Raw genomic sequence first — 23,341 nt, forward strand, 5'->3', positions numbered from 1 at the left:
ATGAAGATCGATTCCGACGATCCGACGAGCCCCGACGTACGCCCGCTGCTCGAGGAGCACCTTCGCGACATGTGGGCCACGTCGCCCCCGGAGAGCGTTCATGCTCTCGACCCGGAAACGCTTGCCGGAACGGACATCGAATTCTTCACCGCCCGAGAGGACGGTGCGGTGATCGGATGCGGCGCACTCAAGCACCTCGACGCGACGCACGGCGAGTTCAAGTCGATGCGGACCTCGGCCGGCGCGCGGGGTAGAGGAGTGGCATCCGCTCTCCTTGAGCACCTGCTCGGGGTGGCCAGGGAACGCGGCTACGAACGTGTGAGCCTTGAAACCGGCGCCGAGGACTACTTCGAGCCAGCACGTCGGCTGTATGAGCGCTACGGATTCATCCCGTGCGAGCCGTTCGCGGCCTACACCGACGACCCGAATTCGGTTTACCTGAGTCGCGCCCTCTGAACCACGCAGTCGGGTCAGGCCCGGGATTCGGCGATCGCGGCATCCGCGAGCGCCTTGTAGACCCAGCCGAGATCGTGACCGGCCGCTTCGAGTGCCTGCGGCAGAATCGATGTCTCGGTGAGGCCGGGAAGCACATTGGCCTCGAGGAACCAGGGAGTGCCGGCGCCGTCAACGATGATGTCGACCCGGGACAGGTGGCGCAGGCCCAACGCAGCATGGGCAGCCAGCGCCGTCTCGGCGGCACGAGCGGCAACCTCCGGAGAGATGCGGGCCGGAACGAAGAAGCGGGTCTCACCCGCGTTGTAGCGGGCCTCGAAGCTGTACACGCCCGAGAGGGGCACGATCTCGACGGCGGGTAGGGCGACAGGCCCATCGCCGTTGTCGATGATGCCGACGGCGATCTCGGTGCCGGTGATCTTCTGTTCGATGAGCGCAACGTCGCAGTAGGTGTACGCATCGACCATCGCGCGGGGTAGGAGCGAGCGGTCGTCCACCATACTCACGCCCTGGGCGGAGCCACCCTGCGCGGGCTTCACCACGAGCGGACCGGAGAACTCGTCGGAGATCTCCTCCAGGATGCTGTGGGCACCGAGTTCACGGAAAGCATCACGGGGCAGCGTGATCGATGCAGGTGTGAGGACCCCCGCGCGACCCACGATCGTCTTGGCGGTCGGTTTGTCCCACGCGAGACGTGCCGCATCGGAGCGGGAACCCACATAGGGGATGCCTATGAAGTCCAGGAGTCCCCGGAGCGCGCCATCCTCACCGCTGGCGCCGTGGAGGGCCGGCCAGACGACGTCGGGGCGCGACTCGCGCAGGTAGTGGAGAAGCGTGGCATCCGGGTCACGCAGCTCCACAGTGAGGCCGTGCTCTGCGAGGCTGTCCGCCACGCGACGACCCGACCGCAGCGACACGTCCCGCTCGTGGGAGATGCCGCCGGAGAGAACGAGGATTCGAGGGGAGTCCGACATTGTTCCTTAGCCGAGGTTGGCGGGCGGGCTGATGATGTTCTCGTTCGGGCGGACCGTGCGAAGCGGTGCAGTCTGCGAGAACGTGGTGAGCAACTCGAGCTCACCGTTGACGACGGTGGAGAGGCGACGGATGCCCTCACGGATGAACTCCGGAGTCGGGTAGCAGAACGACAGCCGCAGGTTGGTGCGACCGCTGCCGTCGGCGAAAAACGCCGTTCCCGGCGTGTAGGCGACGAGCTCCTTGACCGCGCGCGGGAGCATCGACTTGGAGTCGAGGTTCTCCGGGAGGGTGACCCACACGTAGAAGCCGCCGTTGGGGTGCGTCCAGCTGAGATCGGGGAGGTAGTCGTCGAGTGCCGTGAGCATGGCATCCCGTCGCTCGCGGTACACGCCGCGGAAGACGTCGATCTGCGCCTTCCAATCGACGGAGGACAGGTATTCGCTGACGATCCCCTGGGTGAAGGAGCTCGGTGACAGCACCGCGGCCTCATTCGCCAAGATGAGTTTCTCTCGAATGGCGTGTGGGGCGAGAGCCCAGCCGAGGCGGAAACCCGGAGCGAGTGTCTTGGAGAAGGTGCCGAGGTAGATGACCCCGTCCTCCTCGACCGAACGCATGGCGTGCGGCGCGGGGGAGTCGAAGTACAGCAGGCCGTAGGGGTTGTCCTCGAGGACCAGGATGTTGTGGGCCCGGCAGATCTCAAGCACGCGGAGTCGGCGCTCCCACGTGAGGGTCACACCGGACGGGTTGCCGAAGGTCGGGACCGTGTACAGGAACTTGATCGTGCGGCCCTCGGCCTTGAGGGCGACGATGCGCTCCTCGAGGGCCTCGGGGATGAGCCCGAACTCGTCGATCGAGACGTGGCTCACCTGGGCCTGGAAGGACTTGAACACCGTGAGTGCCGTGACGTAGCTCGGTGCCTCGGCCAGGACGACGTCACCGGGGTTCACGAAGAGCTTGGTGACGAGTTCGAGGGCGTGCTGGGATCCGGTCGTCACGACCACGTCGTCGACGCCACCACGGATTCCCTCGAGTGCCATGACCTCGAGGATGTGCTCGCGGAGTGCGGGCATCCCCTGTCCTGATCCGTACTGGAGGGCCATCGGGCCGGAGTCGCGCATCGTGCGCTCGAAAGCGCCGGCGATGAGGTCCTGGGGCAGGGCGGAGACGAACGGCATGCCGCCGGCGAGCGAGACGACCTCCGGACGAGAGGCGACGGCGAAGAGCGCGCGCACCTCGGAGGCGGCGAGCCCCGCTGTGCGATCGGCGTAGTGGCCGTACCACTGGTCGAGGTTGTTGCCCTGATTCGTCATGCGCTGTCCTCTTCAGTCGCGAAGATTCAAGAATAGCCAGCTAAAACACAAAACCCCGCCTCTTCAGAAGAGACGGGGCCAGTGCTTCGAGATTGGCTTTACGCCAGGAACTCCGCGAGGTCGGCCTCGAGGGCGGGCTTCGGCTTGGCGCCGATGACGGTCTTCACGACCTCGCCGCCACGGAAAACCTTCATCGCCGGAATCGACGTGATCTGGTACTTCATGGCCATCTGCGGGTTGTCGTCGACGTTGAGCTTGACGATCTTGATCTTGTCGGAGTTCTCCGAGGCGATCTGGTCGAGAATCGGGGAGACGGCGCGACACGGGCCACACCACTCGGCCCAGAAGTCCACCATGATTGTGTCGGAGGAGTTGAGCACCTCGTCGGCGAACGTGGCGTCGGTGACATCCTTGGCGTTAGACATACTGTTTCTTCCTTCTCTAGAGAGTGATGTTGCCCTGCGCTAGACGGCAGCGAGGGCGAGCTTTTCGGTGGGCAGTGCCGCGATGTAATGCTCGGCGTCCAGGGCGGCGACGGTACCGGAGGCCGCTGCCGTGACCGCCTGGCGGTAGGTCGGGTCGATGACGTCGCCAGCCGCGAAGACACCGGGGATGTTCGTGCGCGAGGTGCGCCCGTGCACCGCGATCGTGCCATCCGGGTTGAGGTCGAGCTGTCCGTGCACGAGGTGGGTGCGGGGGTCTGCACCGATCGCGACGAACACGCCGCTCACGTCGATCGTGGTCTCCGTGCCATCCTCGACATCCACGACACCGATGCCCGTGACGAGCTGGTCACCGTAGATGTGCTTGATCTCCTTGTTCCAGAGGAACTCGATCTTGGGGTTGGCGAAGGCACGATCCTGCATCGTCTTGGACGCACGGAGTGAGTCCTTGCGATGCACGACGTAGACCTTGTCGGCGAACTTGGTGAGGAACGTGGCCTCTTCCATCGCGGAGTCGCCACCTCCGACCACGGCGATCGTCTTCTCACGGAAGAAGAACCCGTCGCAGGTCGCACACCAGGACACGCCCATTCCGCTCAGGCGTGCTTCGTCCTCGAGGCCGAGCTTGCGGTACGCGGAACCCGTCGCGAAGATGACCGACAGCGCCTCGACGACGTCTCCGTTGCCGAGGTGAACGCGCTTGACGTCTCCCTCGAGCTCGAGCTTCACGACATCGTCGTAGATGACGTCGGTGCCGAACTTCTCGGCCTGGGCCAGCATCTTCGACATGAGGTCGGGGCCCTGGATGCCGTCAGGGAATCCGGGGAAGTTCTCCACCTCGGTCGTCTTCATGAGCTCGCCACCGGCCTCGACCGAACTCGCGATGACCAGCGGGTTCATGTTGGCGCGGGCAGCGTAGATCGCGGCGGTGTAGCCAGCGGGGCCCGACCCGATGATGATCACTTGGCGCATGATGTGCGACTCCTCAGTTGGTTCGTCCGGTACAACACATCGTAGTGACCGGCTATTCCATCGGTTCGTGGCGGAACCGTGAACGGATGGGGTTGATGAACCCCCGAAGTTCGGGGTTGCGGATGACCCACAGGATGCCCGCGTACACGAGCCCCATCGCGAGACCCGCGACAGCCATCGTCAGGAGCCCCCCGATGCGGCTGGATGACCCGAACCCACCGTCCGCGTAACCGCCGAGGGCGACCACGACCACGACGCCGATGGCCCCGGCGATCACGGCCGAACCGAAGTACTGCAGGGTGCGCGTGACGACACGGCGGCCGTCGAGGCCTTTCAGGCGGCCGCGCAGGAGCCACGCGGCAACGAGCGTCTGAACGGCGGTGGCGATGCTCATCACGAGGGCGATTCCGACCGCGATGCCCGCGGTCGGTGCCATCGCCACGAGCAGCACGCCGCCCACGAAGATCACCGACTGGAGCACCTGCAGGAAGAACACCGTCCGGGTGTCGTCGAGAGAGTAGAAGACCCTCTGGAGGAGGAACAGCACGGTGAACGGGATGAGGCCGACGAGGTACGCCACGATCACGGTGGCGAGGGCCGTGACATCCTCGAAGTCACCACCGAAGACGGCACTGAACGGCACCGACAGCACCGCGAGCCCCACCGTGGAGAAGACCATAATGAGCAGGATCGCGCGGAGCGCTGCCGAGAGGTCGGTGCGCACGTCAGCCAGCCTGCCGTCGCGCGCGTGGGCGCTCATTCGGGTGAAGTAGGCCGTCGCGATCGACACGGTCACGATCGAGTGCGGGAGCATGAAGATGAGCCACGCGTACTTGAGGGCGCCGAGTGATGCGGTGCCCGTGGCGAGGGTGGCAACCCTCGTCTCGACGATGGCGGCGAGCTGCGTGAGCAGGATCATCCCGAACACCCACGCGGCGGCGGTGCCGGTGCGGCCGAGACCCACACCGCGCCAGCGGAAGTTGGGGCGGAAGCGGAGTCCCGCCCTGCGCCAGAAGAAGGTCAGCACGATCGCCTGGGCAGCAATGCCGAGTGTGGCGGTGCCGCCGAGAACGGCAACCATCTCGGGCGTCCAGGTCGAGGCATCCCGGTGAGCGGGGTCGGGTCCGAAGAGCACGATGAACACCGAGATGCCGGCGATGGCGATCACGTTGTTGAGGGCGGGCGCCCACGTGAACGGGCCGAAGATGCCACGAGCGTTGAGCACCTGGCCGAGCAGGCTGTACAGCGAGTAGAAGAAGATCTGCGGAAGGCACCAGTACGCGAGGGCGATGGCCAGGGCGATGCCGTCGGGGCTGAAGCCGCGCTCGCCGGACTGCGCGTAGAGGTTCACGAGTAGCGGAGCCGCGAGAGTCGCCACCGCCGTGACCAGGAGGAAGACGACCACACCCAGCGTCACCAGCCGGTTGATGAAGAGCTGGCCGCCATCCTCATGTGCGGCGGCGCGCACGACCTGCGGCACAAGAACAGCGCTGAGGAGACCTCCAGCGATGAGCGCGTAGATGCTGTTCGGGATCTGCGTGGCGAGCGTGAAACCGTCGGCAGCGGCGCCGATGTACCCGATTGCCCCCGCGAGGACGATGGCGTTCACGAATCCGAGGATGCGCGAGACGATCGTCCCGGAGGCGAGAAGGGCACTGGCCCGCCCGATTCCCCCGGAGCCTGCGGCCGTCGCCGCGCCGTTACTCATCGGCGTCGCGGCTCTGGGCGTCGGATTCGGTGCGCGCCGGCCGCCGCCGCCGCACGATGTTGCGCACGAGTCCACCCGCGAAGACGAGCACGACCACGGCACCGATGGCGAGCACGATAGGGGTCTCCCACCCGGCCTGCACGTTGATCTCGGTGATCGCCGGCTGGCCGATCGACGCACCGGACGCGCTCGTGAGGGTCATGACGACCTGCACGCTTCCGTTGGTGATCGCCTGCACGGGAACCTGCGCCCTGGCCTGGGCATTCGGCTCGATCTTGACCTCGACGCGCGAGTCCGACACTGCGAGCTTTCCCGTGAGCGGTCGAACGGTCAGATACACAGTCACGGGCTCACTCAGCTCGTTGCTCACCGGGATGGGCAGTGTGCCGTTGTCGGCGAGGAGCGTGAAGGGACTCGTCGTGACGATCCCGACCGATGCGCGCAGGTCCTCGGAGCTGTCGATCTGCCGCTGGACCGCAGAGCTCCAGGTGCTCTCGCTGCCGATCCATCCGATCGAGAGAAGACCGAGCAGCGCCAGTCGGCGGGGCGCGGTGATGGTCGTCGGGTCCTCCACGATGGTGGCGAAACGGGCGTCGGATGCCTCGGCAAGAAGCATCCGTCCGGCTTCACTGAGTCGTTGCTCCCCCTGCGCACCCGGTACCAGGGTGGCCTCGGCCGATTCGCGTCCATCGAGCGCCACACTCAGGGGCACGAGAGTCACGGTGGTCGAGGACTGCAGCAGCATGATGGTCGAGCCCGCGTTCGTGCCGGGCCTCGGGACCGCGCGGTCCAGGAATGCCACGACGCTCCCCGTGCCGCTCTGCGTCTGCGCGGCGGCCACCGCGGCCGACTCGACCCCGGGCAGTGTCGACTGGAGCACGTCGATCGTGGAGGTGTTGGCCACGGCCGACAGCCGCGACGACACCGTGTCGTCGGTGATGATGGCCGGGAGCCCACCCACCGTGACTGAGGGGCCCGCGCCATCCGGCAGTGTGACATTGCCGGAGGAGAGGATGGCCGTCTCGAAGGAGCTGGCGGCGAAGGACGCCATGTCGGCATCGCTGACGGTTCCCGCGCGCGGCCAGACCGTTGCCGGGAAGTCGCTGTCCCACGCGAGCAGATCGGACGTCGTGGGTAGCGAGGGCACCGGGACCTCGGTCGGTGTCGGCGTGGGGGTAGGGGTGGGGCTCGACGTCGAGCTCGGAGTCGAGGTGGGGGTCGCCGCCGGGCCGAAGTTCGCCGGGTCGATGGCGAAGTCGAAGTTCTCGGGGGCGAGCACGGTCGGGCTCCCGGCCTGGGTGCCGAGCGTGACATCCGAATCCGCGTAGGAGAGCAGGAAGCTCTCGTTGCTGGCCTTCTCGAGCCGGGTGAGCCACGCCGTGGCCGAGGGTGGCGCTGAACTGCCGAGCACTCGGATCGACGCGAGGATCATCGGATCGATCGCGAGCGTCACCGGGCGGTCAATGGCCGAGTCGAGCTGGCGCGACAGGATCCCGGAGGCCGAGGTGTACTCAGCGAGCTGCTCCGAGCTGACCAGTCCCGTCGAGCCGGCCGGCACGACGATCGGCACGATGATCGCGAGTTCGACGGGTCCGGAATCTGCCGCGGTGGCGGTGGGTGCACCGATGCCGGCGACGGCGAGTCCTACAGCGAGGGTTGCTGCCGCGGCACCCCGGAACACCTGCGCGGCCAACATGGCGAGAAGTCTATTCGTTCGTGCCTGAGAGCCCGGGGGCCGCGCTGCACAGGAGGCACGGGGGTAGTCCTGTGCCAAGCTTGGGCACCATGGAAAATGTGGCCGCAGCGGTAGCTCGACTCGGCGAGGTCGCCGATTCCGCTCCGGTACAGGCTCTCGCCTCCGCCTTCGCCTCCGCCGGCAAGGAGCTCGCCCTCGTGGGTGGGCCCGTGCGCGATGCGTTCCTCGGCAGGCCCGTGAAGGATCTCGACTTCACGACGAACGCCCTCCCGGACGAGATCCTGGCGCTCGTGAAGCCCATCTCGGACACGCAGTGGGACGTCGGGCGGGACTTCGGCACCATCGCGGCTCGCATAGCGGGGATGACCGTCGAGATCACCACCTACCGTGCCGACTCCTACGACGGGGCGACACGCAAGCCGGTCGTCGCGTTCGGCGACAACCTCGAGGACGATCTCGAGCGTCGCGACTTCACGATCAACGCCATGGCGTTGCGGCTCCCTGAGCGCAAGCTCGTCGACCCCTGGGGTGGCCTCGAACACCTCATGGCCCGCGTCATCACGACGCCCGGCCTCCCCGAGGTCTCCTTCGGAGATGACCCGCTCAGGATGCTCCGGGCCGCCAGGTTCTCGTCGCAGCTCGGGTTCGACGTCTCCCCGGAGACCGTGCAGGCCATGACGGACCTTGCTCCGCGCCTCGAGATCGTGAGCGTAGAGCGCATCAGCGATGAGCTGTCGAAGCTTCTGTTGACGGACGACCCTGTTCCGGGCATCCGTCTGCTCGTCGACACGGGGATCGCGGGCCTCGTGCTGCCGGAGATCCCTGCCCTGCGGTTGGAGCGCGACGAGCACGCGCACCACAAGGACGTCTACGAGCACACCCTCACGGTGCTCACCCAGGCGATCGACCTCGAGAAGTCGCGCGGCCACGAGCCGAGCCTCGAGCTGCGCCTGGCCGCCCTGCTCCACGACATCGGTAAGCCGGCCACCCGCCGGATCGAGTCAGGGGGAGTGGTGACGTTCCACCACCACGACGTGGTCGGAGCCAAGCTCGCGTCGAGGCGCCTCAAGGCACTGCGCATGTCGAACGACACGATCTCGACCGTCTCGCGACTCGTCGAGCTGCACCTGCGGTTCTTCGGGTACACGGATGGCGCGTGGACCGACTCTGCCGTGCGCCGCTACGTTCGCGACGCGGGCGACAACCTCGAGTGGCTCCATATCCTCACGCGCGCCGACGTCACGACGCGGAACGTTCGCAAGGCCGACCGCCTCTCGTTCGCCTACGACGACCTCGAGGAGCGCATTGCCGCGATCCGCGAGGCCGAGGGGATCGCGGCGGTGCGCCCGGACCTCGACGGCGAGGAGATCATGCGCATTCTCGACCTCAAGCCTGGTCGCGAAGTCGGGGAGGCCTATCGATTCCTGCTCGATCTGCGACTGGATGAGGGACCACTCGGCGCGGAGGAGGCGGAGCGACGCCTGCTTTCGTGGTGGCAATCTCGCCCGTAAACGACTAACCTAGGCAGGTTGTCTTCTGCCGTTCGGTGGCGGGCAACCGTCAACACCCTCCTGTTACAGACCGTCTGTAACCGTTCTAGTCCGAAGGAGGTGGGTTTGTGACGCACCAGTATGAACTCATGGTCATCCTCGATCCAGAGATCGATGAGCGCACCGTGGCCCCGAGCCTCGACAAGTTCCTCAATGTCATCCGTACCGATGGTGGATCCATCGACAACGTCGACATCTGGGGCCGCCGTCGTCTGGCCTACGAGATCAACAAGAAGAGCGAGGGCATCTACGCCGTCGTCAACTACACCGCGACGTCAGCTGCATCGGTCGAGCTCGACCGCCAGCTGAAGCTGTCCGAGGCCGTCATGCGCACCAAGGTGCTGCGGGCCGAAGAGGGCTTCGCACAGGTTGCCGCCGCTAAGAAGCTCGCCGACGAGAAGGCCGCCCGCAAGGGTGCGAAGCCTGCCGCCGAGGCTCCCGCAGCAGCTCCCGCCAAGGCCGAGGCTCCCGCCGCCGAAGCGCCCGCTGAGGATGCCGCAGCTCCTGCCGCCAAGGACGCCGAGTAGACCATGGCCGGCGAGACCATCATCACCGTTGTGGGTAACCTCACGGCTGACCCCGAGCTGCGCTACACGCAGTCCGGGCTTGCGGTCGCCAACTTCACCATCGCCTCGACCCCGCGCAACTTCGACCGCGCGACGAACGACTGGAAGGATGGCGAGGCACTGTTCCTCCGCGCATCCTGCTGGCGTGAGTTCGCCGAGCACGTTGCCGGTTCGCTGACCAAGGGAAGCCGGGTGATCGCGACCGGTCGCCTCAAGCAGCGCTCCTACGAGACGAAGGAGGGCGAGAAGCGTACGAGCATCGAGCTCGAGGTCGACGAGATCGGCCCGAGCCTGCGCTACGCGACCGCCCAGGTCACGCGTGCCGCGTCATCCCGTGATGGCGGTGGCGCTCCCCGTGGCGGTGGCCAGGTTGCTGAGGAGCCGTGGGCGGCAAGCGCGCCCGGTTCGTCGAGCGACTCGTGGAACACCCCAGGCAGCTACCCGGACGAGACTCCGTTCTAACTCGCCCTTCGCCCTTCGCCCTTCGAGACGGCGCTTCGCGCCTCCTCAGGGACCGGATTAGGGCACAGGACAACAACACTTAAGGAAACGTAAAACTCATGGCAGGAAAGAGCAGCGGCGATCGCCGCAAGCCGATTCGCAAGGGCAAGGACGGCAAGAACGCCGCCCCGGCCAAGGCGATCCGCGTCGGCGTCATCGATTACAAGGATGTCGCGACGCTTCGTAAGTTCATCTCCGAGCGTGGAAAGATCCGCGCCCGCCGCATCACCGGTGTCTCCGTCCAGGAGCAGCGCCTCATCGCCACGGCCGTCAAGAACGCCCGCGAGATGGCACTTCTTCCCTACGCCGGCTCGGGCCGTTAAGGAGCACCGATATGTCTAAGTTGATCCTCACGCACGAGGTCACCGGCCTCGGTGCCCCCGGCGACGTCGTCGACGTCAAGAACGGTTACGCACGTAACTTCCTCATCCCCCAGGGCTTCGCCGTGGCGTGGACCCGTGGTGGCGAGAAGCAGATCGAGCAGATCAAGTCCGCTCGTGCCGCTCGCGAGCACGCCACGCTCGAAGAGGCCCAGGACCTGAAGGCCCGCATCCAGGCCGTCTCCGTCAAGCTCCCCGTGCGCGTGGGAACCGGCGGACGCCTGTTCGGTTCCGTCAAGCCCGTCGATGTCGCAGCGGCCGTTGCCGCTGCTGGTCTCGGCGAGGTCGACAAGCGCAAGATCGAGATCACCAGCCCGATCAAGTCCGTCGGTGAGCACGAGGCCACTGTGCGCCTGCGTGACGACATCGTGGCAACGATCACGCTGCAGGTCGTCGCGGCCAAGTAACGCATCTCCACACGAAAGCGGCGGGCCCTCAGGGCTCGCCGCTTTCGTGCGTCTCGCGGGGTACATACGCTCATCCCCCGTCTGAGGCACGCGTTTAATGACAACTATTCGCGAGATCTATGCACAGGATTGAAGTTTCGGAAGCAACCCTCAACCCGAAGTCTAAACATGTTTTTACACATGGGTGTGGAATAGAGAAAAAGCTGATCAGGGCGGGATTAATTTCCAGAATCAATTAGTTATCCCCAATCGTGTGCACAGCTTCCCCACACAGCTCTCGGCGTTTCCTGCACATTTCCCACAGCCCCATCCACAGGCCCTGTTGTTGACCCCCGATGCGGATACCTAGGGTGAGGCAGTCGCTCACGCGGTGTCGGCAACGCACCCCGTGACATCCCGCGAATGTCAGCGGCGAGAGTTACAACTGGGGAATACCGAACAACACGGGAGGGGCCGAACTTGTCCATTGCGCACTTGGGTCTGGCAGGCGACCAAAGGCCTGCCAGCGACGGCGCTGGCTCACGTTCCGACCGGGTTCCCCCGCACGATCTCCTCGCCGAGCAGAGCGCCATCGGCGGAATGCTCCTGAGCAAGGATGCCGTGGCCGATGCCATCGAGTCCGTCAGGGGCAGCGACTTCTACCTGCCCAAGCACGAGGTCATCTACGACGCGATCCTGACGTTGTACTCGCACGGTGAGCCCACGGATGTCATCGCCGTGACCGACGAGCTCACCAAGACGGCCCAGCTTCAGCGCGCCGGGGGTGCGGAGTACCTCCACACCCTGACCGCACTCGTTCCCACTGCGGCCAACGCCGGCTTCTACGCCTCGATCGTGGCGGAGAAGGCCGTGCTGCGGCGCCTGGTGGAAGCCGGCACCCGCATCGTTCAGATGGGCTACGCCTCGGAGGGCGAGGTCGTGGACCTCGTCAACAACGCGCAGGCCGAGATCTACGGCGTCACGGGTGGCGTGCAGAGCGAGGACTACGTTCCCCTCACCGAGGCGGTCACCACCGCGATCGACGAGATCGAGGCGGCCCGCGGCCGTGACGGCCAGATGATCGGAGTCCCCACCGGATTCACCGAGCTCGACGAACTCACCAACGGTCTCCACCCCGGCCAGCTCATCATCATCGCGGCGCGACCCGCCATCGGTAAATCGACGCTCGGCCTCGACATCGCCAGGGCAGCCGCGATCAAGCACGACCTCCCGTCGATCGTGTTCTCCCTCGAGATGGGCCGTAGTGAGATCGCCATGCGACTGCTCTCGGCCGAGGCATCCGTTCCCCTGCAGCACATGCGCAAGGGAACCGTGCACGCCAACGACTGGACCACCATCGCCCAGACACGCGGACGCATCAACGACGCACCGCTCTACATCGACGACAGCCCCAACATGACGCTCGTCGAGATCCGCGCGAAGTGCCGCCGACTCAAGCAGCGCATCGGACTGAAGATGGTCATCATCGACTACCTGCAGCTCATGACGAGCGGCAAGAAGGTGGAGTCGCGCCAGCAGGAGGTCTCGGAGTTCTCGCGTGCGCTCAAGCTGCTCGCGAAGGAGCTCGAGGTTCCGGTGATCGCAATCTCACAGCTGAACCGTGGACCCGAGCAGCGCGCCGACAAGAAGCCAGCACTCTCCGACCTCCGTGAGTCCGGGTCGATCGAGCAGGATGCCGACATGGTCATCCTGCTCCACCGCGAGAGCGCCTACGAGGCAGACAATGCCCGCGCTGGCGAGGCGGACCTCATCGTGGCCAAGCACCGCAACGGACCGACGCGTACCATCACCGTCGCCTTCACGGGCCACTTCTCGCGGTTCGGGGACATGGCTCCGAGCTAGAGTTTTCAGCTGCCGGGTCAAAAGCGCTCCGAGCTAGAGTTCGACGCTGCCGCGTCACAAGCGCTCCGATCAGGTGCGCCCAGCGAGTCGCGGGATGTGCGTGAGTTAGCGTGGAGTATGCCTCAACGACTCTCGCGAAGTCTCGGACTTGCGGCCATCACCCTGCTCGTACTGGCGTGTACGGCCTGCGGCCCCCTGTTCGGCCCACCATCGCCGTCCGTCGAAGAACGCCAGCAGCAGGTGGTCGACATCGTCAAGGACGCGGACCCATCCGCGTCGAACGTGGTCGTCTCCATCTCCACGTCGGGCACGTCACAAGGACTGTTGATTCAGATCGACCATGAGGGAGCGGTCACCTCGGATCTGCTCGGCTCGATGCTCCGGCCACTCGCGCAGACCGACCTGAACCCCGTGGACATCACGCTGTACTTCTTCGAGCCCGGAACGGACACGGCCATCGACATCGCTCCCGCGGCCGACGAGCTCGGCATTCCGTGGTCGCCGGTCGGGTCGGGCGGCTCGTGGCTCGCGGGTCAGGTGCAGTAGACCGCGACCGAGCTCCCTGATACCTCGCGTCGGGCATCCCCAATGCAGGAGATGCCACGGAATGTGACCAGGCCGCAGGGCGAGTGCAGCCTTGCGCGTGGAATCTCCTGTATTTCGGGAAAACTCTCCGGCGCGCGACGTTCCTGTGCAGCCGAGGCTCGCGCGTGGGCAGCGGAGGGGATACGTTTTTCCGGATGCAGCAGCTCACGGGTGCCCACGCGCGTCGGGCGCGACGCCAGGCCCAGCTCCTCGACGGCTCCGATCTCACGCCGGTCGAGGTCGTGGATCGCGCCGTTGCACTCCAGGGGCAGGATCTCCGTGCCGTAGTGCGGGCCATCGCCATCAGGTCGGCGCCCGGCACCACGGTCGCGGACGTCATCGCCGCCTTCGACGCTGGCCTTCTCGTGCGGTCCTGGCCGATGCGCGGCACCCTGTTCGCGACGACGCCGGAGCACCTGGCGCTTCTCCTCGCCCACACGGGTGACCGTACCCAGAGGTCGATGGTGAGGCGACGCACCGATCTGGGTCTCACCGATGACGTCATCGAGCGGGCGAGAGGTCTTCTGCTCGAGGCGTTGGCCGAGCATCCGCTTGGGCGAGCCGAGGTCATGGCCCTGTGGCAGGACGCCGGCATCGACACGAGCGCGGGTCGCGGGTACCACCTCATCGTGCACTTCGCGATCGAGGGTCTCGTGCACTGGGGCCCATTCGCGGGGGAGGACCAGTTGCTCGTGGCCACGGCCGCCCAGGCGCCACCGGCGGATGCCCTTCCCGAGGTCATTCGGTCGGTCATCCTGTCGCGCGCGCCCATGTCCGAGGCCGACCTCGCATGGTGGACGAAGCTGCCACTGGGCGTGCTTCGCCCTGCCATCGCGGCTGTGCCGGACCTCGTGCGGGTCGAGGTCGAGGGAAAGGAGATGTTCGTCATCGGTGATCCTACGGAGGACCCCGGACCGGCAGGGATCGACCTGCTCCCCGGCTTCGACGAGTGGATCCTCGGTTACGCGGATCGGTCGCTCGTCTCCGACGACGCAGCATTCCGTAGCCTCACTCCGGGTGGCAACGGCATCTTCCGGCCCGCGGTGCTCCTCGACGGCGTCGTGATGGGCACGTGGCGGGTGCCGATCGCACGTGGCAAGCCCGGCAAGCCTGTGCTGGAACTCGTGCGCGATCTGGACTCGAGAGGCAGTCGCGCCGTTGCTGACGCACTCGAGGCGTGGCCCCACCCCTGATCCCCCGACTGGGCCTTGACCTTGACACGGTGTGAAGGTCTTGGGTGGATAGTCGGAGGAACATCATGACCATCGACACCACAGCCCTGACCGACGCGCTGCAGCGGGACTCCTCGTCCGACCGCCTGCAGGCCGCGCTGACGGCGGGCACGCGTCCGCACACCGAGTACCTCGACGTGCTCGTCGCTCGCTGCGCCATCGAGCCCGACTTCTTCGTGCGGGACATGCTCACCTGGGCGATCGTGCGGCAGGATGCATCCGTCTCCGTTCCGTTGCTGTTGCGCGAGGTGGCGGAGGGAGGCGACCAGGCGCGTAGCCAGGCGCTGCACACCCTCTCCAAGATCGGGGACGTGCGCGGCTGGCACGCGATCACACCGGAGCTACTGCGGAGCCCCGTCGACGAAGTCGCGAGAAGCGCGTGGCGTGCGGCGGCGATACTCGTGCCGGAGGGTGGGGAGGCCGCACTCGCCGAGCTCCTTGTGGATCAGCTCGGTCGTGGTGACGCCAGCCTGCGCCTGAGTCTCAGTCGGGCCTTCGCGGCACTCGGCGACGCTGCACTGCCGGTTCTCGAGCGCGCAGCGAAGCAGGGGACGATGGATGCCCGTGCCCACGCCATCGCGTCGGCCCGGCTCATCATCGACCCCGACGCGACCTTCGACGACCTCATCAGCGAGGCTGTGCGCACGGTCTCGCTGCAGGAAGCACCAGCACCGCCGCCGGACGACGATGCGCATCGGTGAGGTCGCGCGGCTCTCCGGCGTGAGCGCCAGGATGCTACGGCACTACAACGACATCGAGCTCCTCACGCCGAGCGGTCGCACGTCGTCGGGGTACCGTCACTACGACGACGCGGACCTGCGCAGGCTCCTCGAGATCGAGTCGCTGCGGTCGCTCGGCCTCTCGCTGGCGGAGGTGCGGGCCGCGCTGGACGGCTCGGGTGCGCTGTCGCCGCAGCAGATCGTCAACGAGGTGATCGAGCGCACGCGGGAGCGGATCGAGCTGGATCGTGAGCTCGTGCGTCGGCTGGAGGCCGTGCGGTCCGTCGAGCCGGAGAGGTGGACGGAGGTGCCGCGGCTCGTCGCCCTGCTCAAGGGTCTGGGCTCGTCGCATCCGTCGACCCGCCAGCGTGCGGCACTCGCGCATGAGGGTGGCGCTGTCGCTCCGCTCGTGGACGCTGCGCTCGCCGAGGGCGACCCGAACGTCGCCGGTGCGCTGACCTGGGCGTTGTCGCGGTCGGACGGTGATCCCGTGCCGGCGCTCGAGGCGGCCCTCGGTTCTGCCGAGCCACAAGTTCGGCGACGAGCCGTCGAGTCACTCGTCAAGGTGGGCGGGCTCGAGGCGCTGCGTCGGGCCCTGGACAATGCGGACCCGGTTGTGCGCGACAGAAGCGCGCTCGCCGTAGGAGCCAGCGGCGACCTCGGTGCGGTTCCCGTGCTCATCGAGATGGTGGTGGCGGGGCGCGACGACGTGGATGCGGCGGAGGTTCTCGGCCGACTGGCGCACGATCTGGAGCGCGTCGCCGAGGTCGTCGAGGCAGTGGCCGCGGCACTCGGAACAACGGATGCCGCGTCCCGCGTGCGTCTGACCCAGGCCCTGGCCGAGCTCCCTCCCGAGCCGGCGCGCTCGCTCGCGGTGGCGCTCGCCGGTGACCCGGACGAGCGCGTCGCGATCACCGCGCGCTACATCCTGAGGGTGATGGCGCCCTAGACGCCCAGCCGCTCGCGTTCCTGCGCGAGGTAGGCGGCGCCAGCCTCATCGTGGATGAGGTCGCCGACGGTCACGACGGAGTACTCCCGCTCGAGCATCCCGTCAGAGGGGCGCACGTCGACGTGGACAGCCTCATGTCCCGCGTCGTGGACATGGTCAGCCATGAGGTAGTCGCTGCGCGAATCGCCCATGCTCACCCAGCGTGTCGGGAGGGGGCCGAGCGAGGCGAAGCGCTCGAGGGCGCGCTCGGCTCCACGGTCCTTGTCGAGCCGCACGGACTCGATGTCGGTCGAGATGATGGTGGGGTCGATGCGGAAGGGTACTTCGCCGCGCGCGTCCGGCGTGGACCGGTCACCGTAGCGGAGTCCGTAACCGAGGTCGGTCACGAGCGCGAAGGCGGCATCCTGGAAGGGTCCCTGCGTCTCGAGGTAGGCCTCGGAGGTGACATCCGTGCGCTGCTCGACCGAGATCATGGCGCGCTTGGTGTCGTCGAAGAACATGGTGTGCGCGAAGTCGCGCTCGACGAGCTCGCGCACTCCTGCCACGGCATCGGCGCCAAAGGCGAGGGCCTTGTCGACTTCGACAGGACCCATGCCGTCCGCGTCGATCGTGGCCCACGACCCGCCCTTCTCGAAGACGCCGTACATGCGCGCACGGGGGGAGCGGAGGGCGTCGGCGAGTCCAACCTCGAGGAGTCGAGCGACGACGTTGTCGCGGATGAACGCATCCGATCGGCCCGTGATGAACGCGATCGGCACGCCAGCCGCCGCGAGCGCGACAAGGTCGGTGAGGATCGAGGGAATCGCGACGGTCCGGGTGACCGGGCTCGCGATGGGCCCGTCCACATCGAGGAGAAGGCCGAGGTTGGGCAGGTCGTCAGAAGAGGGCTGGGGCACCACGACAGCCTAGGTGCTCGGGTGGTCGCGGGGCCGGTGGGTGTCGCGTCCCGCGGAATCTAGACTGGAGCGGTGAAGCCTTGGATCGCACCGCTCGTTCGCGCCGTGCCCGCGATCGTTCTTGCGATCGTCATCACCTTCTCCGCAGACCACTCCGCGGCCCTGGGCCTGCTGACCTTCGGCATCTTCGGTGTGGTCTCCGGACTCGGCCTCGGCATCGTCGCGCTGCTCGGTGCGGCGGGGGCCGACCGCACGATCCAGCTGATCCAGGCCGCTCTCACGGTGCTCGCGGGAGTCGCGGCACTCACGGTCACGGGCGGTGGCCTTCCCTACCTCGTGCTCATCGTGAGCGCCTGGGCGGTGACGACCGGGTTCCTCGAGGTCTATGTGGGGCTGCGCTCTCGTGGCCAGGCCGGGGCGCGCGATCGGATGTTTGTCGGTGCGCTCACGGTCGTGCTCGCGATCGTCGTGCTCGTGGTGCCGCCGGATTACACCCAGCCGTTCGCCTTCGACGAGGTGACCGGGGAGGTCACGGCATCCGTCATCATTGTCGGCCTGCTCGGAGCGTACTGGGCGATACTCGGCGTATTCCTCGCTATCGCCGCCATCCCGGCCACAGCCCCCAGCGCACCAGCCCCCGTTGAATCGAGTGCACCATGAACGCCCCCTCCCGCCGCGACCGCACGCGCCCCGCTGAGCTGATCGCGATCTCCGCAGGACTGGCGATCTTCGCGGGCCTTGTCGTGCTCATGTCGACGCGGCAAGTCGTGCTCTCGCTGATCTTCCTGGGGATCGCGTTCATCGTCGCGCTCGTGGTGCTGGCGATGCTCGCGCTCGCCGTGCAGCCCACGGGTGACGAGAAGCTGGACATCCTCGAGCAGGACGACGAGCAGAAGGGCCGCGGGCACTAGCCGCGGCATCCGCCGGGCTAGCGCTCGATGTAGCGGACGAGGTCGCTTGCGACGCCAACGTAGGTCTGGGGCGTGAGGGCGCGCAGGCGTGCCTTCGCCTCGGCGCCGATGTCGAGACCGTCGATGAACTCGACGAGCTCTGCCTGGCCGACGCGGCGACCGCGGGTCAGTTCCTTGAGCACCGCGTACGGGTCGGCGATCGAGCTGCGCCCGGCGGTGACCTCCGCACGGATGACAGTCTGGATGGCCTCGGCGAGCACCTCCCAATTCGAGTCGAGGTCCGCGGCAAGTGCCCCGAGGTCGAGGTCGATCTCCTTGAGGCCGCGCTCGATGTTGTCGAGGGCGAGCAGCGAGTGGCCGAGCGCGACCCCGACGTTGCGCTGGGTCGTCGAGTCGGTCAGGTCTCGCTGCAGTCGGGATGTCACGAGCGTTGCCCCGAGCGAATCGAGCAGTGCGCTCGACAGCTCCAGATTGGCCTCCGCATTCTCGAAGCGGATCGGGTTGATCTTGTGCGGCATGGTGGACGAGCCCGTCGCACCCGCCTGCGGGATCTGCCGGAAGTAGCCCATCGAGATGTACGTCCACACATCCGTGCAGAGGTTGTGCAGCACGCGGTTCGCGTGGCTGATGCGCGAGTAGAGCTCCGCCTGCCAGTCGTGGGACTCGATCTGCGTGGTGAGCGGGTTCCAGGTGAGGCCGAGGGATGTCACGAACTCCTGCGACGCCGCCGGCCAGTCGAGCTCGGGGTCGGCCGCGAGGTGCGCCGAGAACGTGCCGGTCGCGCCGCTGAACTTGCCGAGGTACTCGGTCACCTCGACCTGGGCGAGGATGCGCTCCAGCCGGTACACCACGACGGCGAGCTCCTTGCCCATGGTCGAGGGGGTGGCAGGCTGACCGTGGGTGTGCGAGAGCATCGCGGCATCCCGATGCCGGATCGCGAGCTCGCGCAGCGACTCGATCACCGCCCGGTACTTCGGCAGCCAGACCTCGCGCACGGCCGCGCTGATGGTGAGGGCGTAGGAGAGGTTGTTGATGTCCTCGCTGGTGGCCGCGAAGTGGGTGAGCTCGGCGACTGAGTTGAGCCCGAGTGCGGCGAGCTTCTCGCGCACGAGGTACTCGACGGCCTTCACGTCGTGGCGCGTGGTCGCCTCGAGGGTGGCGAGGCGGTCGATCTCGGGCTGGCCGAACTCGGCCGCGAACTCGCGAAGCACGCGTGCGGACTCGTGGTCGAGTCGCTGGCTGCCGAACAGCTCGTGGTCGGTCAGGTAGAGCAGCCACTCGACCTCGACACGAACGCGCGCTCGGTTGAGGCCCGCCTCCGAGAGGTGATCACCGAGTTCGGACACCGCCGCGCGGTATCGGCCGTCGAGCGGGCTCAGGGGCTGGTCGGGCAGGCTCATGTGGTTCCCTGTCGGATCGCGGGTTTGATCTGGCGGAACAGCGCGGTGCAGGCCCGCGTCGTCATCCCCAGTACGTGGTCGAACATCGCAGCATCGGAGTAGTACGGGTCCGGCACGTCGCCGAGTTCTGCCTGCTCGCTGTCGAAGCTCAGTAACAACTGTACTTTCGAGCGGTCCTGGTCGGTGGCCGCCCACGCTTTGAGGATGCGCTCCTGGCTGCGGTCGAAGACGACCACGAGGTCGAGATCGTCGAACCACCCGGGATCGAACTGCCGCGCGCGATGGCGGGATCCGTCGTAGCCCTGGGCGGCGAGTGCGCTGAGAGTGCGTTCGTCGGACCGCTCACCCACGTGCCAGTCGCCGGTCCCGGCGGAGATCACGGCGATGCTCTTCTCCATGCCCGCGCGGCGCACGAGGTCTGTGAACACGACCTCCGCCATGGGCGATCGGCAGATGTTCCCCGTGCAGACGAAGCAGATTCGGAAGAGCGCGGACCCGGAGAATGCGCGCTCGAACGTCATGCCCCATTGTCCCGCAGAATCTGCTCCCCACCAGAGGGTGTTTTCGCGGACTTCCCACCGAATGGATGCCTCGGCTCCCGCACCGGCGGGGTGCACGCCACGCTGTCGGGATGACCACGCCACAGGATGCCCCACTGCTCGCCGCGCTCGAGATCCAGTACTCCGCCCTCGGCCCGATCCTCGCGAGGGTGACCGCATTGAGGTCCCAACTCGCCTCGGCCACGCCCGTGGAATGGCAGGGCCAGGCACGACGGGCCTTCGAGGCTGCTGACCACGCCGTCGGCCTGGCGACCGATACCGCAGAGGAGGCGACGCGGCGCGCGTACGTGCTCACGGGCAGCGCACTCAGGACGGTGGTCGCGCGTGGCTGACGTCATCGACGTCTCCACGGGAGGCGCCGTCGTTGTGACCGAGGAGCTCTCGGCTACCGCCGCGGCACTCCACGCGCTCGCGAGCGAGGCGGCGGGCATCCGCGCCGATCTCGTCTACGCCGACCAGCTCGCGTCGACCGGGGTGAACGGAGCGCCAGCGGAGGTCCGGGCCGCCGGGAGCGAGATCGACCGCGCGGTGACGGCGCTGATGCTCGTCGAGGCGGAGGCTCGCTTCGTCGCACTCTCACTGGATACGGCTGCGGGCGGCTACGTGCTCGCGGAGGAGGCCTCGCGCCGCCTGATGGGCGTCATCCTGGACCAGGGATCCAGCGTGCTGGGCATCGTCGCGCCGCTGTTCGTGGTGCCGCTGCTGTGGGGAGGCGTCGGCCTTGCTCTCTCCGGGCCGGAGGGGCGCAACGCATTCTTCAGCAATCCGCTCGTCGTCAAGGCCATTCGCGCTCTCGCGTCGGGGGCGGATGACGCGATGCTCTCCCGTCTCGGAATACCCCCGCAGATCACCGCCATCATCGGCGACCACGGGCTGGACCTGGCGGGCATCCCCCTGGTTGCCACGACGATCGCGGGGCTGGGCAGGGCGGTCGGACTCCTCAAGGAGGGGCAGGTGCGCGTCACCAGGGAGGAGGTGGTGGAGGGCGGGCCAACTCAGGCACCCGCAGGCTTCCAGGACCGGTTCGACCGGATACCCATTCCCGCGGAGGACGGCGGGTCGCAGGTGCTCATCGAGACCTACGAGATGCCCGATGGCAGCTCACGCTACGAGGTGTACGTGGCGGCCACCGTCGACTTCGACCCCGCAGCCGTGGGGCAGCCGTGGGACATGGCGAGCAACGTCAGCAATGCGATCGGACCGGGGAGCGGATCGTACGATTCGGTTGTCGCGGCGATGGAGCGCGCGGGAATCGGGCCCGACGATCCCGTGCAGTTCACCGGGTACTCGCAGGGGGCGGGCACGGCCGCGCAACTCGCGGCCTCGGGGGAGTTCTCCACGCAGGGTCTCGTCACCTTCGGCGGCAACACCGGCCAGGTTCCGCTGCCACGCGACGTTCCCACGGTGATCGTGGAGCACACGGACGATCTGGTTGCCGCGCTCGGCGGCACCCAGGACAACACGCACGCCGTGATCGTCGAGAGGTGGGCATCACAGGGCGCCGACTTCTCGACCGCTCCGATCCTGCCGGGTCACCAGCGCCCCGGCTACATCGAGACCGCGGGGCTCATGGATGCCAGCGACGAGTCACGGCTGGTGTCGACGGCTGAGACGCTGAAGCAGTTCGGCGGTGACGGGAGGCTCGTGGCATCCGTCGCCTACACGTGCGAGCGGGTGTACCCGGAGGGTCAGCCCGACGGCGATCGCTAGCGGCGGTCCTTCATGAGGGGGCGCAGCAGGATGCTGATGAGCCAGCTGATGATGCCGAGCACCAGGGCGCCGAGCACTCCCCACCAGAAGCCGTTCACGAAGAGACCGAAACCGGCGAGCGACGAGATCCACGCCACCAGGAGCAGCAGGAGGCCGTTGACGATGAACGAGATGAGGCCGAGCGTGAGGATGTAGAGGGGGAAGGCGACGATGCGGATGAAGTTGCCGATGACACCGTTGACGATTCCGAAGACGAGCGCGACGAGCAGGTAGGTGAGCACGGTCGCGAAGGTGTCGTCCGGTGAGTAGGAGCGCACCGAGACGCCCGCGACGATGAGTGTGGTCAGCCAGAGGGCGACGGCGTTGATGATCACGCGAAGCAGGAAGGTCATGCGCACCACTATGCCGTGGGGTGGGCTCCGAGGCAACGGCAGGTCGGCGCGGGCGCGTCGAGAATAGGCTTGGCTCATGAGCGAGGAGCGACCGTGACCAACGAGCGAGTGCGACTGCGGCCCGAGATCGAATCGATCGTGCCCTACCGACAGGGGCGTACAGCAGCCGAGGATGCCTTCAAGCTCTCCTCCAACGAGAACCCCTACCCGCCGCTGCCTGCGGTGCTCGCTGCGATCACCGAGAGCAGCATCAACCGCTACCCCGAGGCCTCCGCTGCCGGAGTCCGTGGACGCGTCGCGGTCAAGTTCGGCATCTCGCCGGAGCAGGTCCAGGTGGGTGCGGGCTCCGTGTCTGTGCTCGCACAGCTCATCTCGGCGGCCAGCGCCCCCGGCGATGAGGTCGTCTACGCGTGGCGCAGCTTCGAGGCCTACCCGCTCCTCGTCGCCACCGCGGGGTCGACTAGCGTGCAGGTTCCGCTCACCGCCGACGGGCGCCACGACCTGCCCGCGATGGCCGCCGCGATCACCGACCGTACGCGCGTGGTGATCGTCTGCAGCCCCAACAACCCGACCGGCACGACCGTCACCCGCACCGAGTTCCTCGAGTTCCTCGACGCGGTCCCGCCGACCGTGCTTGTGATCCTGGACGAGGCGTACGCCGAGTTCGTCACGGATCCCGAGGCGGTTCGCGGCGAACCACTCGTGGCCGAGCATCCCAACCTCGTCGTACTGCGCACCTTCTCGAAGGCCTACGGCCTTGCGGGCCTCCGCATCGGCTACGCCGTCGGCGCGGAGTACGTGATGGATGCCGCACGCGCCGTCGCCATCCCGCTGTCGGTTACCGAGCCCGCCCAGCGGGCCGCGATCGTTTCCCTCGACAACGAGGAGGAGCTGCTCGCCCGCGTCGCCGCGCTCGCCGCGTTGAGGGAGCAGGTCGTCGAGGGACTTACCGCCCAGGGATGGGACATCCCCGTGCCCCAGGGCAACTTCGTCTGGCTGTCGACGGGGGCCCACAGCGTCGCTGCCGCTGAAGTGTTTGAGCGGCACGGGATCATCGTGCGACCACTGGGAGAGGGCATCCGCATCTCCATCGGAGAGACGGAAGCTGTGGAGAAACTCCTAAGTGCTGCCGAGGAGGTTGTCTCACTCCAACGAACGGGAGCCGCAAGGGCGGGTTAGATTAG

Annotated in this window: 25 protein-coding genes and 1 pseudogene; 16 read left to right on the plus strand and 10 right to left on the minus strand. The window is 67.2% G+C overall.

All coding sequences use genetic code 11. The features are described from left to right. Nucleotides 1-456, plus strand: coding sequence for a GNAT family N-acetyltransferase (locus HDC94_RS02345; protein WP_179494515.1), 456 nt, complete (start codon nucleotides 1-3; stop codon nucleotides 454-456). A 14-nt stretch (nucleotides 457-470) separates the two neighbouring features. On the opposite strand, the gene HDC94_RS02350 is transcribed toward HDC94_RS02345, so the two are convergent. The 6 genes from HDC94_RS02350 to HDC94_RS02375 all read right to left on the minus strand — a co-directional run bounded on the left by HDC94_RS02350 (nucleotide 471) and on the right by HDC94_RS02375 (nucleotide 7,557). Then, complete coding sequence (locus HDC94_RS02350; protein ID WP_179494517.1) at nucleotides 471-1,427, minus strand: D-alanine--D-alanine ligase; 957 nt, start codon at nucleotides 1,425-1,427, stop codon at nucleotides 471-473. A 6-nt stretch (nucleotides 1,428-1,433) separates the two neighbouring features. After that, nucleotides 1,434-2,738: a PLP-dependent aminotransferase family protein gene (locus HDC94_RS02355; RefSeq protein ID WP_179494519.1), complete on the minus strand. Its 1,305-nt coding sequence runs from the start codon at nucleotides 2,736-2,738 to the stop codon at nucleotides 1,434-1,436. 98 nt (nucleotides 2,739-2,836) lie between these two features. Further along, a complete protein-coding gene (gene trxA / locus HDC94_RS02360) occupies nucleotides 2,837-3,163 on the minus strand; it encodes a thioredoxin (RefSeq protein ID WP_179494521.1) in 327 nt (108 codons plus the stop codon). Between the two features lie 39 nt (nucleotides 3,164-3,202). Beyond that, nucleotides 3,203-4,153: a thioredoxin-disulfide reductase gene (trxB, locus tag HDC94_RS02365; RefSeq protein WP_179494523.1), complete on the minus strand. Its 951-nt coding sequence runs from the start codon at nucleotides 4,151-4,153 to the stop codon at nucleotides 3,203-3,205. A gap of 52 nt (nucleotides 4,154-4,205) precedes the next feature. Then, nucleotides 4,206-5,861 (minus strand): murein biosynthesis integral membrane protein MurJ, encoded by a 1,656-nt coding sequence (murJ, locus tag HDC94_RS02370; RefSeq protein WP_179494525.1) that lies wholly within the window; start codon nucleotides 5,859-5,861, stop codon nucleotides 4,206-4,208. Then, a complete protein-coding gene (locus HDC94_RS02375; protein WP_179494527.1) occupies nucleotides 5,854-7,557 on the minus strand; it encodes a DUF6049 family protein in 1,704 nt (567 codons plus the stop codon). The genes murJ and HDC94_RS02375 overlap by 8 nt, the downstream gene beginning before the upstream one ends. An 89-nt stretch (nucleotides 7,558-7,646) precedes the next feature. On the opposite strand from HDC94_RS02375, the gene HDC94_RS02380 reads away from it, so the two are divergent. The 10 genes and pseudogenes from HDC94_RS02380 to HDC94_RS02425 all read left to right on the plus strand — a co-directional run bounded on the left by HDC94_RS02380 (nucleotide 7,647) and on the right by HDC94_RS02425 (nucleotide 16,288). Beyond that, the gene (locus tag HDC94_RS02380; protein WP_179494529.1) at nucleotides 7,647-9,068 is read left to right on the plus strand and encodes a CCA tRNA nucleotidyltransferase; all 1,422 of its coding nucleotides are present in this window, start codon (nucleotides 7,647-7,649) and stop codon (nucleotides 9,066-9,068) included. A gap of 128 nt (nucleotides 9,069-9,196) precedes the next feature. Further along, nucleotides 9,197-9,529: pseudogene (gene rpsF, locus HDC94_RS02385) on the plus strand (30S ribosomal protein S6); the annotation flags it as partial. Nucleotides 9,530-9,637: 108 nt separating this feature from the next. Continuing rightward, nucleotides 9,638-10,135 carry a single-stranded DNA-binding protein gene (locus tag HDC94_RS02390; RefSeq protein WP_179494533.1) on the plus strand — a complete coding sequence of 166 codons (498 nt, stop codon included), beginning with the start codon at nucleotides 9,638-9,640 and terminating at the stop codon, nucleotides 10,133-10,135. Between the two features lie 98 nt (nucleotides 10,136-10,233). Beyond that, a complete protein-coding gene (gene rpsR / locus HDC94_RS02395) occupies nucleotides 10,234-10,497 on the plus strand; it encodes a 30S ribosomal protein S18 (protein WP_097061567.1) in 264 nt (87 codons plus the stop codon). 11 nt (nucleotides 10,498-10,508) lie between these two features. Then, a complete protein-coding gene (gene rplI, locus HDC94_RS02400) occupies nucleotides 10,509-10,961 on the plus strand; it encodes a 50S ribosomal protein L9 (protein ID WP_179494535.1) in 453 nt (150 codons plus the stop codon). Between the two features lie 459 nt (nucleotides 10,962-11,420). Next, a complete protein-coding gene (dnaB, locus tag HDC94_RS02405) occupies nucleotides 11,421-12,803 on the plus strand; it encodes a replicative DNA helicase (RefSeq protein WP_179494537.1) in 1,383 nt (460 codons plus the stop codon). 117 nt (nucleotides 12,804-12,920) lie between these two features. Beyond that, complete coding sequence (locus HDC94_RS02410; RefSeq protein WP_179494540.1) at nucleotides 12,921-13,349, plus strand: hypothetical protein; 429 nt, start codon at nucleotides 12,921-12,923, stop codon at nucleotides 13,347-13,349. A 194-nt stretch (nucleotides 13,350-13,543) separates the two neighbouring features. Then, nucleotides 13,544-14,581 (plus strand): winged helix DNA-binding domain-containing protein, encoded by a 1,038-nt coding sequence (locus HDC94_RS02415; RefSeq protein WP_179494542.1) that lies wholly within the window; start codon nucleotides 13,544-13,546, stop codon nucleotides 14,579-14,581. Nucleotides 14,582-14,646: 65 nt separating this feature from the next. Continuing rightward, the gene (locus HDC94_RS02420) at nucleotides 14,647-15,321 is read left to right on the plus strand and encodes a HEAT repeat domain-containing protein (RefSeq protein ID WP_179494544.1); all 675 of its coding nucleotides are present in this window, start codon (nucleotides 14,647-14,649) and stop codon (nucleotides 15,319-15,321) included. After that, nucleotides 15,308-16,288 carry a MerR family transcriptional regulator gene (locus HDC94_RS02425; RefSeq protein WP_179494545.1) on the plus strand — a complete coding sequence of 327 codons (981 nt, stop codon included), beginning with the start codon at nucleotides 15,308-15,310 and terminating at the stop codon, nucleotides 16,286-16,288. Before HDC94_RS02420 ends, HDC94_RS02425 begins: the two co-directional genes overlap by 14 nt. Here HDC94_RS02425 and HDC94_RS02430 read toward each other — a convergent pair. Further along, complete coding sequence (locus HDC94_RS02430) at nucleotides 16,285-17,184, minus strand: hypothetical protein (RefSeq protein ID WP_308495604.1); 900 nt, start codon at nucleotides 17,182-17,184, stop codon at nucleotides 16,285-16,287. The genes HDC94_RS02425 and HDC94_RS02430 overlap by 4 nt on opposite strands. 72 nt (nucleotides 17,185-17,256) lie before the next feature. Here HDC94_RS02430 and HDC94_RS02435 point away from each other — a divergent pair, with 72 nt between their 5' ends. After that, nucleotides 17,257-17,844, plus strand: a complete 588-nt coding sequence (locus tag HDC94_RS02435) for a hypothetical protein (RefSeq protein ID WP_179494547.1) — start codon at nucleotides 17,257-17,259, stop codon at nucleotides 17,842-17,844. Continuing rightward, entirely contained in the window at nucleotides 17,841-18,095 is a 255-nt protein-coding gene (locus tag HDC94_RS02440; RefSeq protein ID WP_179494549.1) for a hypothetical protein, read from the plus strand. Before HDC94_RS02435 ends, HDC94_RS02440 begins: the two co-directional genes overlap by 4 nt. Nucleotides 18,096-18,112: 17 nt before the next feature. Here HDC94_RS02440 and purB read toward each other — a convergent pair whose 3' ends face one another. Next, the gene (purB, locus tag HDC94_RS02445; RefSeq protein ID WP_179494551.1) at nucleotides 18,113-19,495 is read right to left on the minus strand and encodes an adenylosuccinate lyase; all 1,383 of its coding nucleotides are present in this window, start codon (nucleotides 19,493-19,495) and stop codon (nucleotides 18,113-18,115) included. Further along, entirely contained in the window at nucleotides 19,492-20,016 is a 525-nt protein-coding gene (locus HDC94_RS02450) for a low molecular weight protein-tyrosine-phosphatase (protein WP_179494553.1), read from the minus strand. Before HDC94_RS02450 ends, purB begins: the two co-directional genes overlap by 4 nt. Nucleotides 20,017-20,126: 110 nt before the next feature. Here HDC94_RS02450 and HDC94_RS02455 point away from each other — a divergent pair, with 110 nt between their 5' ends. After that, nucleotides 20,127-20,387 (plus strand): hypothetical protein, encoded by a 261-nt coding sequence (locus HDC94_RS02455; RefSeq protein WP_179494556.1) that lies wholly within the window; start codon nucleotides 20,127-20,129, stop codon nucleotides 20,385-20,387. Beyond that, a complete protein-coding gene (locus HDC94_RS02460) occupies nucleotides 20,380-21,765 on the plus strand; it encodes a hypothetical protein (protein WP_179494558.1) in 1,386 nt (461 codons plus the stop codon). The genes HDC94_RS02455 and HDC94_RS02460 overlap by 8 nt, the downstream gene beginning before the upstream one ends. Here HDC94_RS02460 and HDC94_RS02465 read toward each other — a convergent pair. Then, nucleotides 21,762-22,157: a phage holin family protein gene (locus tag HDC94_RS02465; protein ID WP_179494560.1), complete on the minus strand. Its 396-nt coding sequence runs from the start codon at nucleotides 22,155-22,157 to the stop codon at nucleotides 21,762-21,764. The genes HDC94_RS02460 and HDC94_RS02465 overlap by 4 nt on opposite strands. Nucleotides 22,158-22,250: 93 nt before the next feature. Between HDC94_RS02465 and hisC the strand changes: the two genes are divergently transcribed. Further along, a complete protein-coding gene (hisC, locus tag HDC94_RS02470) occupies nucleotides 22,251-23,336 on the plus strand; it encodes a histidinol-phosphate transaminase (protein WP_179494562.1) in 1,086 nt (361 codons plus the stop codon). Nucleotides 23,337-23,341: the final 5 nt, after the last annotated feature.

It is taken from the genome of Leifsonia sp. AK011, from assembly GCF_013410945.1.
Taxonomy (GTDB): domain Bacteria; phylum Actinomycetota; class Actinomycetes; order Actinomycetales; family Microbacteriaceae; genus Rhodoglobus.